Origin of the sequence: Flavobacterium stagni (assembly GCF_004122105.1) — a bacterium.
Taxonomy (GTDB): Bacteria; Bacteroidota; Bacteroidia; order Flavobacteriales; family Flavobacteriaceae; genus Flavobacterium; species Flavobacterium stagni.
In genome coordinates this window covers 20,965-32,391 of record NZ_SBKN01000006.1, presented here as the reverse complement: position 1 = coordinate 32,391, position 11,427 = coordinate 20,965, and the positions used below count along the sequence as shown (strand labels likewise).

Annotated in this window: 12 protein-coding genes and 1 tRNA gene; 10 read left to right on the top strand and 3 right to left on the bottom strand. The window is 41.1% G+C overall.

What is annotated here, in order from left to right; all coding sequences use genetic code 11:
- Positions 1 to 78 precede the first annotated feature (78 nt).
- Positions 79 to 1,638 carry an NAD(P)/FAD-dependent oxidoreductase gene (locus EQG61_RS10115; RefSeq protein WP_129461804.1) on the top strand — a complete coding sequence of 520 codons (1,560 nt, stop codon included), beginning with the start codon at positions 79 to 81 and terminating at the stop codon, positions 1,636 to 1,638.
- Between the two features lie 12 nt (positions 1,639 to 1,650).
- Here the strand turns inward: EQG61_RS10115 and EQG61_RS10110 are convergent, their stop codons facing one another.
- Positions 1,651 to 2,757, bottom strand: a complete 1,107-nt coding sequence (locus tag EQG61_RS10110; RefSeq protein WP_129461803.1) for a bifunctional methionine sulfoxide reductase B/A protein — start codon at positions 2,755 to 2,757, stop codon at positions 1,651 to 1,653.
- Between the two features lie 160 nt (positions 2,758 to 2,917).
- On the opposite strand from EQG61_RS10110, the gene idi reads away from it, so the two are divergent.
- The 6 genes from idi to EQG61_RS10080 all read left to right on the top strand — a co-directional run bounded on the left by idi (position 2,918) and on the right by EQG61_RS10080 (position 5,810).
- Positions 2,918 to 3,445, top strand: a complete 528-nt coding sequence (gene idi / locus EQG61_RS10105) for an isopentenyl-diphosphate Delta-isomerase (protein ID WP_129461802.1) — start codon at positions 2,918 to 2,920, stop codon at positions 3,443 to 3,445.
- A 2-nt stretch (positions 3,446 to 3,447) separates the two neighbouring features.
- Positions 3,448 to 3,858 carry a 6-pyruvoyl trahydropterin synthase family protein gene (locus tag EQG61_RS10100; protein ID WP_129461801.1) on the top strand — a complete coding sequence of 137 codons (411 nt, stop codon included), beginning with the start codon at positions 3,448 to 3,450 and terminating at the stop codon, positions 3,856 to 3,858.
- Position 3,859: 1 nt separating this feature from the next.
- Positions 3,860 to 4,315, top strand: coding sequence for a peroxiredoxin (locus tag EQG61_RS10095; protein WP_129461800.1), 456 nt, complete (start codon positions 3,860 to 3,862; stop codon positions 4,313 to 4,315).
- Positions 4,316 to 4,373: 58 nt separating this feature from the next.
- The gene (locus tag EQG61_RS10090; protein WP_129461799.1) at positions 4,374 to 5,336 is read left to right on the top strand and encodes a type I phosphomannose isomerase catalytic subunit; all 963 of its coding nucleotides are present in this window, start codon (positions 4,374 to 4,376) and stop codon (positions 5,334 to 5,336) included.
- Between the two features lie 55 nt (positions 5,337 to 5,391).
- Positions 5,392 to 5,658 (top strand): hypothetical protein, encoded by a 267-nt coding sequence (locus tag EQG61_RS10085; RefSeq protein WP_129461798.1) that lies wholly within the window; start codon positions 5,392 to 5,394, stop codon positions 5,656 to 5,658.
- 78 nt (positions 5,659 to 5,736) lie between these two features.
- A tRNA-Thr gene (locus EQG61_RS10080) sits at positions 5,737 to 5,810 on the top strand.
- A 244-nt stretch (positions 5,811 to 6,054) separates the two neighbouring features.
- Here the strand turns inward: EQG61_RS10080 and EQG61_RS10075 are convergent.
- Together EQG61_RS10075 and EQG61_RS10070 are read right to left on the bottom strand one after the other, a co-directional pair.
- Complete coding sequence (locus EQG61_RS10075) at positions 6,055 to 7,008, bottom strand: transketolase family protein (protein WP_129461797.1); 954 nt, start codon at positions 7,006 to 7,008, stop codon at positions 6,055 to 6,057.
- Positions 7,009 to 7,021: 13 nt separating this feature from the next.
- Entirely contained in the window at positions 7,022 to 7,867 is an 846-nt protein-coding gene (locus tag EQG61_RS10070; protein ID WP_129461796.1) for a transketolase, read from the bottom strand.
- Positions 7,868 to 8,314: 447 nt separating this feature from the next.
- Here EQG61_RS10070 and tgt point away from each other — a divergent pair, with 447 nt between their 5' ends.
- From tgt to EQG61_RS10055, 3 genes are read left to right on the top strand one after another with little or no spacing between them, the layout of a single operon-like run.
- A complete protein-coding gene (tgt, locus tag EQG61_RS10065; protein WP_129461795.1) occupies positions 8,315 to 9,445 on the top strand; it encodes a tRNA guanosine(34) transglycosylase Tgt in 1,131 nt (376 codons plus the stop codon).
- Positions 9,445 to 10,527 carry an LptF/LptG family permease gene (locus tag EQG61_RS10060; protein WP_129461794.1) on the top strand — a complete coding sequence of 361 codons (1,083 nt, stop codon included), beginning with the start codon at positions 9,445 to 9,447 and terminating at the stop codon, positions 10,525 to 10,527. The genes tgt and EQG61_RS10060 overlap by 1 nt, the downstream gene beginning before the upstream one ends.
- Positions 10,514 to 11,395, top strand: coding sequence for a DMT family transporter (locus tag EQG61_RS10055; RefSeq protein WP_129461793.1), 882 nt, complete (start codon positions 10,514 to 10,516; stop codon positions 11,393 to 11,395). The genes EQG61_RS10060 and EQG61_RS10055 overlap by 14 nt, the downstream gene beginning before the upstream one ends.
- Positions 11,396 to 11,427 lie beyond the last annotated feature (32 nt).

Genomic DNA, 11,427 nt, shown 5'->3' with positions numbered 1-11,427 from the left:
TAATTCAAAAATAGGCAATTTTTGAGTAGGATTTCACGGGTTGTATTAATTTCAAATTGAAAGTAGTACTTTTGCGCTATGCCAAGAGAACTTCAATTTCAAGTCACTCCCGAAGTAGCTGCTCAACCCGAGTTATTGCAAAAACAGGTTGCACAAATGATGCATGTTGCAACTACAGAAATTCAATTTGTCCATGTTTTGAAACGAAGTATTGATGCGCGTCAACGTGCAATCAAAATCAACATCAAAGCCAATGTTTATTTTGAAGGCGAAGTGATCGAAAACACAGAAGTTCATTTGCCCGATTATCCCAACGTAACCCACAAAACCCCAGTGATTGTTGTAGGTGCGGGACCTGCGGGATTGTTTGCCGCGTTACAATTAATCGAATTAGGACTCAAACCCATTGTTGTCGAACGGGGTAAAGATGTGCGCGGCCGTCGACGCGACTTGAAAGCCATCAACAGAGATCATATTGTCGATGAGGATTCCAATTATTGTTTTGGTGAAGGCGGTGCCGGAACCTATTCGGATGGTAAATTATATACCCGCTCCAAAAAACGGGGCGATGTAGATCGGATACTTCGTCTTTTAGTTGGATTTGGTGCTTCTCCCGAAATTTTAGTGGAAGCGCATCCGCACATTGGTACCAATAAACTCCCGCAAATTATTCAAGATATTCGCGAAGCCATTATTCATTTTGGTGGCGAAGTATTGTTTGAATCCCGGGTAACTGATATTTTGATTTCGAGTAATGAAGTGCAAGGGGTCGAACTCCAGAATGGACAACGTATTGAAGCCAAAAAACTGATTTTAGCAACGGGACATTCGGCACGGGATATTTTTGAGTTGTTGGATCGAAAACAAATTCTAATCGAAGCCAAACCTTTTGCTTTAGGTGTGCGCGCCGAACATCCACAAACCTTGATCGATCAAATACAATATTCCTGTGATTTTCGAGGTGATTACCTTCCACCAGCTCCGTATTCCATTGTGAAGCAAGTCAACGGCCGCGGTATGTATTCGTTTTGCATGTGTCCGGGAGGCGTTATTGCACCCTGTGCCACGAGTCCGGGAGAAGTAGTAACCAACGGTTGGTCGCCTTCCAAACGCGATCAAGCTACCGCCAATTCAGGGATTGTAGTTGAATTGCGTTTAGAAGATTTTAAACCTTATGCCAAGTATGGTCCTTTAGCGGGAATGGAATTTCAAAAAGATATTGAACAACGTGCTTTTCGTTTGGCGGGTCAAACCCAAAAAGTGCCCGCTCAGCGTATGATGGATTTTTCCCAAAAGAAAGTATCGGCAGAAATTCCAAAGACGTCTTATGTTCCAGGTACTACATCGGTTGAATTGGGCGAAGTTTTCCCATCGTTTTTAACCCAAATCATGCGCGAAGGGTTTGTGCAATTTGGAAAATCAATGAAGGGCTATTTTACCAATGATGCCATTTTGCATGCGCCTGAGAGTCGGACATCCTCACCCGTTCGTATTCCGCGTGATCCCTATACATTAGAACATTTACAAATCAAAGGATTGTATCCTTGTGGGGAAGGAGCAGGGTATGCAGGCGGTATCATTTCTGCCGCCATTGATGGAGAAAAATGTGCGTTAAAAATTGCAGAATCGTTAGCATAAAAAAAGCCCAAATTAATGGGCTTCTTTATTTTTCTTCCAATTCTTAAATACTTTTTCGAATTTTTCAACTTTTGGACGAACAACCAACTGACAATACGGTTTGTCTTTATTGTTTTTAAAATATCCTTGATGATAATTTTCGGCAGGCCAGAATTTTTTTAAGGGTTCCAGCGTTGTGACAATCTTATTGGGATAAACATGTTTGTAATTCAGTTCGTCAATCAACGATTGCGCTTCTTTTTTTTCATCTTCATTTTGATAAAAAATAACCGAACGATATTGAGTACCTACATCGGCACCTTGGCGATTGAGCGTAGTTGGATCGTGTAAGGTGAAAAAGACTTGATACAATTCGTCCAAATTGGTTTCATTCGGATTATAAACAATCTCGATTACTTCAGCAGCACCGGTTCGTCCCGTGCAAACTTCCTCATACGACGGATTTTCAACAGTACCTCCAGCATATCCTGAAGTGACTTTTGTAACGCCATGCATCTCACTAAATACGGCTTCCATACACCAGAAACAACCGCCTCCAAAAACTAAGGTTTTTTGTTGTGCGGCAATCTCAGCAGCATCGGGAACAAAATCCAATGATACGGCATTCATGCAATAACGCTTGCCTGTAGGCTCGGGACCGTCGTCAAATAAATGACCTAAATGACTATCACAACGGCTGCATAACGCCTCAACACGTTGCATGCCGTAAGAGTTATCAGGGCGAAACCAAATGCTTTTTGGGTTGTCTTGTTCAAAAAAACTGGGCCAGCCACAGCTGCTGACAAATTTTTGATTGGAACGAAATAATTTATTACCACAGGCAGCACAATAATAAGTGCCCTTGGTTTCACTTTTCCACATCGCACCGGTAAATGCGCGTTCCGTGTCCGCGTGTCGCGCCACTTCATACAAATCCGGTGGTAAAACTTTTTTCCATTCAGCATCTGTTAAGGTCAATTTGGCCGTATCAGTGTTTGAATAGTAGGGATTTTCCGGTTTTTGAATTACATTTTCCATGGTTGAATTTTTGGATGCTTTCGACTTTTTAGGTTGGGACTGACCACAAGCTGTTAGTGTGAAAAGCATACACAATGTTACAAAATAATACAGTGGTTTCATAGATTGTCGTTCTTAGTGCTACAAAGTTAAATAGGATTTACGTTTTAAAATGTAGTTTAGTTTACTTGCGGTTTGGGTTTAAGGAAAGTTTAACGGTTGTTCTTTTATGTTTCCCACATATCCCCAATATTTATTGTATTTTTGAACACGACCATACATTATGAAAGAGGAACAAGTAATATTAGTCAATACCAACGACGAGCCCATTGGCCTTATGAATAAGTTGGAAGCTCATGAGAAAGCCGTTTTGCATCGTGCATTTTCTGTTTTTGTATTAAATGATAAAAATGAAGTCATGCTCCAACAACGGGCTCATCATAAATACCATTCCCCATTGTTGTGGACGAATACATGTTGTAGCCATCAGCGGGCTGGTGAAACCAATTTGGAAGCTGGAAAGCGACGTTTGGAAGAAGAAATGGGGTTTGTAACAGAACTAAAAGAATTGTTTCATTTCATCTATAAAGCGCCTTTTGATAATGGCTTGACTGAACATGAATTGGATCATGTGATGATTGGGTATTATAATGGCGAACCCAATATTAATCCGGATGAAGTGGAAAGTTGGAAATGGATGGATATTGAAGCGATTCGTCAAGACATGAAAAACCAACCCGAGCTTTACACCGTATGGTTTAAAATCATATTTGACGAATTTTATCATTATTTAGAAGATCATAAATTATAATCATGCGCGTCACCGTATCTCGAAAAGCTCATTTTAATGCTGCCCACCGTTTGTATCGAAAAGATTGGACGATGGAGCAAAATGATTTGGTTTTTGGCAAATGCAATAATCCCAATTTCCACGGTCACAATTATGAATTGATCGTTTCGGTTACGGGTGAAATCGATCCCGAAACAGGTTATGTGATTGATGTCAAAATTATTTCTGATTTGGTAAAATCCTTGGTGGAAGATGCTTTTGATCATAAAAACCTAAACCTTGACGTTCCTGAATTTCAAGATCTGAATCCAACAGCAGAAAATATTGCGGTTGTGATTTGGAATAAATTGCGTCCTCATATTGCTATTGATAAGGATTTAGAAATTGTGTTATATGAAACACCTCGCAATTTTGTAACCTATAAAGGCGAATAATATGGCATTGAAGGTCGGTGATACGGTTCCTCATTTTTCAGGAATTGATTCCAATGGGAATGCATTTGACACCCAAGATTATTTTGGTAAAAAATGGTTGGTCGTGTATTTCTATCCCAAAGACGACACGCCCGGTTGTACTACCCAAGCCTGTTCCTTTCGCGATGCCTATCAAGATTTTACAGATCTTGGAGCTGAGGTAATCGGCGTGAGTTCGGATGGGGTAACTTCCCATGTCAAATTCCAATCCAAATTTCAATTGCCCTTTATTCTTTTAGCCGATACCAAAAAAACAATTCGCCGACTTTTTGGTGTGCCCAATGATTTACTTGGATTTGTTGAAGGTCGTGCCACCTACGTGATCGGTTTGGATCAAAAAGTACATTATATCTTTGACTCTATCAGCGGAAGCGGCCATATGGAACGCGCTTTGGCTTTTTTGAAAAAGAAGGTTTAACTTCATTTTTTAGGGGGAATGCAATAAACCCTTTATTTTTGCCCATTATATTTTTTCTATGAATTGGTATCCTTTGTTATTCGAACCCATTATCAAAGAACGCATTTGGGGCGGAACAAAATTGCGCGACCTTTTACACAAACCTATAGTTTCAGAAATCTCAGGAGAAAGTTGGGAACTATCCACTGTGCCGGGTGATGTAAGCGTGGTGGCCAATGGTGTTTTAGCTGGAAACGATTTGAATGCTGTAGTGGCATCCAACCCAGAAGCGGTTTTAGGAAAGAAAGTGGTCGCCCAATTTGGAACTCAATTTCCTTTATTATTCAAATTTCTTGATGCGCGAGAGGATTTATCCATTCAAGTCCATCCCAATGATGCTTTAGCCAAAGAACGGCACAATTCTTTTGGTAAAACGGAAATGTGGTACGTGATGCAAGCGGATTCGGGCACGGAATTAATCGTAGGATTTAAAGAAGATTCCAATTTGCAAGCCTATCAAGCAGCAGTAGATAATCATCAAGTAGTTGATTTGTTGGTAAAACATCCCGTACAAAAAGGCGATGTTTTCTTTCTGGAAACGGGAACAGTTCATGCCATCGGTGCGGGTGCGTTGATTGCTGAAATTCAACAAACTTCGGATATTACATACCGTATCTACGATTTTGATCGACGCGATGACCAAGGTAATTTGCGGGAATTGCACACGGAATTGGCATTGGATGCCATCAATTATCAAAAAACGGCAAGTAAAAAAACCTACAGTAAAGTAGCCAATACTTCCAATGTTATGGTCGATTGTCCTTACTTTACCACAGCAATACTGCCACTCCAAGGAAAGGCTATGGTGAACCAATCCGATGAAACATTTACCGTTCTGATGGTGGTTGAAGGAACTGTGGAACTAAAGTATGCTGAGGGAACAATGGAAATCAAAAAGGGAATGACGGTCTTACTCCCCGCTGGTCTCGGACCAGTTCAGTTAGAGGGAAATGCCGAATTGTTAGAAATCACAATTTCCTAACTCCAATCCGAAGATAATCCTTAACTTTGCACAAAATTTAAAAATACAACGCGTTATGGCAAGTGTAAGAAACTTAAAAAAAGACATTAACTACGTATTGGGTGATATCATCGAAGCGGTTTATTTATTGGAAATGACAACTGCAGGTAAACCTACAGAACCGACTCAAATGATTATTACTGAGGCGTTAGTGGCTTTTGACGACTTAATGACCCAAGTAAATGCTAAAAATGTGGAAAATAAAAAAGCACATTTCAAGCAAATTAATACAGCATTGGAAGCAACTGCTAATCAATTGGTTGATAAAATCAACGCATTATAAGCAAATTTTTTTCCAAAAAAGTGGTCAAATAATTTTGGAGAATTAAATTTCACTTTTATATTTGCACCACTGAATACCGCCGGTGTAGCTCAGCTGGCTAGAGCAGCTGATTTGTAATCAGCAGGTCGTGGGTTCGAGTCCCTCCATCGGCTCAGTTTAAAGGAACACATTAGTGTTCCTTTTTTATTTCATCTAGGACGAGAAGTTTATCCCGAGGAACGCAGTGGATTCGGGAAGTCCCTCCATCGGCTCAGTTTAAAAGGAACACAATAGTGTTCCTTTTTTTTTGCACTTTGGGTATGTAGAGAAACATAATTGTCTTTCTCTACATACCCAAATGCCAATCAATAAAAAAGGCTCCCCATAGGGAGCCTTTTTTGTATACCTGTGATCGAATTATTTTCGAGTCATTACTTTTTCACAAGCGGCCACAATCGAAGCGCTGTTCAAGCCGTATTTCTCCATCAATTGTTCAGGAGTACCACTTTCGCCAAACGAATCTTGTACCGCAACAAATTCTTGGGGAGCAGGATGATTCAAACTCAAGGTACGGGCTACACTTTCGCCCAAACCGCCCAACATATTGTGTTCTTCTGCCGTAACCACACAACCGGTTTTGGCCACCGATTTCAAAATCGCTTCTTCATCCAGTGGTTTGATGGTGTGAATGTTGATCACTTCGGCCGAAATTCCTTTCGCTTCCAAAGCTTCTGCTGCCACCAAAGCTTCCCAAACCAAATGGCCAGTAGCAATAATGGTTACGTCCGTTCCTTCATTCAACAAAATCGCTTTCCCAATAATGAAAGGTTCGTCCGCAGGAGTGAAATTCGGTACTACCGGACGACCAAAACGCAAATAGGCCGGACCGTGGTGATCTGCCAAGGCGATGGTCGCCGCTTTTGTTTGGTTATAGTCACAGGTATTGATTACTGTCATGCCCGGAAGCATTTTCATCAACCCAATATCTTCTAATATCTGGTGAGTTGCACCGTCTTCGCCCAACGTTAATCCCGCATGCGAAGCACAGATTTTTACATTTTTATCCGAGTACGCTACCGATTGACGAATTTGATCGTACACACGTCCGGTAGAGAAATTGGCAAACGTTCCCGTAAACGGAATCTTTCCACCAATCGTCATTCCCGCTGCAATACCAATCATGTTGGCTTCTGCAATTCCAATTTGGAAAAAGCGCTCCGGGTGATTTTTTTTGAAATCATCAAACTTTAACGAGCCAATTAAATCGGCACATAAAGCGACTACATTTTCGTTTGTCTGACCCAATTCGGTCATCCCAGCTCCAAATCCAGAGCGGGTATCTTTACTTCCTGTATTTTCGTATTTTTTCATGAGATTCTGCCGATTAATAGTCACCTAAAGTTGCGGGGTTTTGTGCCAAACCGCTTTCCAATTGTGCGTCGTTGGGTGCTTTACCATGCCAAGCATGCGTGTGCATCATAAAGTCAACACCATTCCCCATTTCAGTATACAATAAAACGGCTACAGGTTTGCCTTTACCTGTCTTGGCTTTGGCTTCTTGCATCCCCGCTAAAATCGCTTCGATATTGTTACCTTCTTTGATTTCCAAAACGTCCCAGTCGAACGCTTCAAACTTAGCACGTAAATTCCCCAAAGATAGTACATCGTTGGTCGAACCGTCAATTTGTTGACCGTTGTAATCTACCGTAGCAATTAAATTATCCACTTTTTTGGCAGAAGCATACATGATGGCTTCCCAATTTTGTCCCTCTTGTAACTCACCGTCTCCGGTTAAGATATAGACGAGTTTGTTGTCTTTGTTAAGTTTTTTAGCTTCCGCAGCACCAATCGCCACAGATAAACCTTGACCTAGCGAACCTGAGGCCATGCGGATGCCCGGTAAGCCTTCATGCGTTGTCGGGTGGCCTTGCAAACGCGAATTGAGTTTGCGGAACGTCGCCAATTCCGATACTGGAAAGTAGCCACTGCGCGCTAAAACGCTGTAAAAAACCGGAGAGATATGACCGTTGGATAAAAAGAAGATATCTTCCCCAATTCCATTCATATCAAATCCTTCTTTGCGCTCCATCAATTCTTGGTAAAGACAAACTAAAAATTCGGCACAACCCAAAGAACCTCCGGGGTGACCCGAATTTACAGCATGAACCATACGAAGGATGTCGCGGCGAACTTGTGTTGTAAAATCGTGTAGTTGTTGAATGTTAGACATTGTAAATGAATTATTGTGTGGCACAAAAGTACACCGATTCTGCGGGTTATACAAATCTTAAAACGCACTAATTCCTCACCCAATAATTTATAATTTTTTTGGCGTGCCCCCGCCACGAACTCTTATTCTCAATTCAGTCTACCTGCAGCGGGGTCGGGCTGTCCGTTGCAAGTCCGCGCTTGTCGTGCCTCCGCGCTGTGGGCTTTCCACTTCCATCCCTCACGCAATCCTGCTAAAAACATCCTTTGGTGCATTCTATCAATTTTCGTGTTACAAGAACAGTACATTTTCACTTTGCCACATCGACACATCGACACATTGTCTCATTGTCTCACCTGCCTGCCTGCCGGCAGGTTGCCACATCGACTCATTGTCTAATTAAGGAAATCATAATCCCTACCGCACTTCTCCAAAAAAAAGTATCTTTGTCGGCTGAAATACGATTCCATGAAATTTGACCTCTTACATACCGATCCACAATCCCAAGCCCGTGCTGGGAAAATTACCACAGATCATGGTGTGATTGAAACGCCCATCTTTATGCCCGTAGGTACGGTGGCCTCTGTAAAAGGAGTGCATCAACGAGAACTCCGAGACGATATCAATCCCGATATTATTCTTGGAAATACCTATCATTTGTACTTGCGTCCGCAGTTGGATATCTTGGAAAAAGCAGGAGGGTTGCACAAATTCATGAATTGGGACCGCAACATCTTAACCGATAGCGGCGGGTACCAAGTGTATTCGCTTTCAGCCAATCGTAAAATCAAAGAAGAAGGTGTGAAGTTCAAGTCGCACATCGACGGTTCTTACCACTTTTTCTCTCCCGAAAATGTCATGGAAATCCAGCGTACCATTGGTGCCGATATCATTATGGCATTTGACGAATGTACGCCCTATCCTTGTGATTACCGCTATGCCAAACGGAGTATGCACATGACCCACCGTTGGTTAGATCGCTGTGTGGCACATTTAAAAACCCTTCCACCAAAATATGGGTATGAGCAAACCTTATTCCCCATTGTGCAAGGAAGTACGTACAAAGATTTACGCCAAATGTCGGCTGAATACATCGCTAACGTTGGCGCTGAAGGTAATGCCATAGGCGGTTTGTCAGTGGGCGAACCCGCTGAGGAAATGTACGCAATGACTGAAGTAGTTACCGCTGTTTTACCCAAAGACAAACCCCGTTATTTAATGGGCGTGGGAACACCCATCAATATTTTGGAAAATATTGCGTTAGGGATTGATATGTTTGATTGTGTAATGCCCACCCGTAATGCCCGCAACGGAATGTTGTTTACGGCCAACGGTGTCATCAATATCAAGAATAAAAAGTGGGAAGACGATTTTTCTCCGATTGACGAAATGGGAATTACCTTTGTGGATACTGAATATTCCAAAGCGTACCTTCGTCACTTGTTTGCAGCCAATGAATATTTGGGCAAGCAAATCGCAACCATTCACAATTTAGGATTCTATATGTGGTTGGTGCGTGAAGCGCGAAAACATATTATCGCAGGTGATTTCCGCGTATGGAAAGATAAAATGGTCCAACAAATGAGTCAGCGTCTCTAATGAAAATTATCGACAAATACATATTGAAACGGTACTTGATGACGTTTGTCACCATGTTGTTGTTGTTTATTCCTATCGGAATCACTATCGACGTGGCTGAGAAAGTGAACAAGATGATTGAAAATCGGGTGCCTTTCTCCGCTATTGCGCAGTATTATGTCGATTTCACGATTTACTTTGCCAATTTATTATTTCCGATATTTCTGTTTTTATCCATCATTTGGTTTACGTCAAAATTAGCCAACAACACCGAAGTGGTCGCGATATTAAGTTCGGGAATTTCCTTTCAACGTTTTCTCAAACCCTATATTATTGGGGCATCCATAGTGTCTGTTTTTGCTCTATTGATGGGGTTTTTCTTGGTGCCCAAAGCCAGTGAAGGATTTAAGACATTCCGTTATACCTATTTAATTGGTAACGGGCAAAACGAAATGCGGGATAACTCCGATGTATTTCGTCAAATTAGCGAAAATGAATACGTGTATGTAAGTACCTACAATCCCGATTCCAAAATGGGTTTTAAATTTGCCATGGAGCGCTTTGAAGGCGATCGATTAAAATATAAAATCACAGCGGAGCGAATTAAATTCAACGAAAAAGATAGCACCTATTCTTTATTTGATTACAAAAAAAGAAAAGTGGGAGCCTTTGGGGATGATATCGAAATCGGGATGAAAAAAGACACCGTTTTTCCTTTTGAAGTGGACGAACTTACTCCGGTAGTCTATATCGCAGAAACGCTGAATTATTTTGATTTGGTAAAATTTATTGATAAAGAAAAGCAACGCGGGTCAAGCAATATCAATGTGTATTTGGTAGTATTGTATAAAAAATACAGTGTGCCCTTGTCAGCCTTTATTCTTACTGTGATTGCCGTTGCGGTATCTTCGATGAAACGTCGTGGCGGAATGGGAATCAATTTGGTTATCGGAATTGTGATTGCCTTTGGTTTTATCTTCATGGACAAAGTATTTGGGGTAATGGCAGAAAAGGCTAGTGCGCCACCGATTATTTTAGTGTGGTTACCCAATTTGATTTTTGGTATCTTAGCGATCTATTTACTTCGGAATGCCAAACGATAAACTACGCAGTCAGTTACTTTTACATTTTATAGTCTTTATTTGGGGCTTTACCGCGATTATTGGCAAATTGATTTCCTTGGAAGCCTTGTCGTTGGTTTGGTTTCGCATGTTGTTCGCCGTATTTTTCATTTGGGGCTATATCGTCTACAAAAAAATGGATTGGCGCCATTCGATCAAGCAAATCCCAATGTTTTTATTGGCGGGAGTAGTCATTGCGCTGCATTGGTTTACCTTTTTTAAAGCAATTAAAGTGTCCAATGTTTCGGTTACTTTAGCCTGTTTGTCCACCGGAGCTTTTTTTACCTCGTTGATCGAACCCTTGGTCAGTAAAAAGAAAATTGTGGGCTATGAAATCGTATTTGGATTGATAGTTGTGGCGGGTTTAGCCTTAATATTTAATGTAGAAACCCGATTTGTGGAAGGTATCGTTTTGGCTTTAGTATCGGCATTCTTATCCGCATCTTTTGCCATTATCAATACAAAATTTGTGACCCATCACGAACCTGTGGTCATTTCATTATTTGAATTGATTGGCGGCGTATTGTTTTTCTCTCTTTTATTAGGCTATTCTGGAAGTTTCACTTCATCATTTTTTCAAATTTCCTTATCAGACTTGGGCTATTTGTTGATTCTAAGTTCGATCTGTACCGCTTTTGCTATGATTGCCTCAACCGCATTGCTGCGCGTTTTGGATGCGTACACGGTTATGTTAACCATAAATCTCGAACCCGTTTACGGTATCATTTTGGCCATGCTATTGTTTGAACAAACCGAAACCATGAGCGGCACCTTTTATTTGGGCGCCATTATCATCTTACTTACTGTTATCGCAAATGGTTGGTTAAAGTCCCGAAAGTCAGTCAACTAACTTTTTTGTTTAAAACTTATCCCTATTTTTTA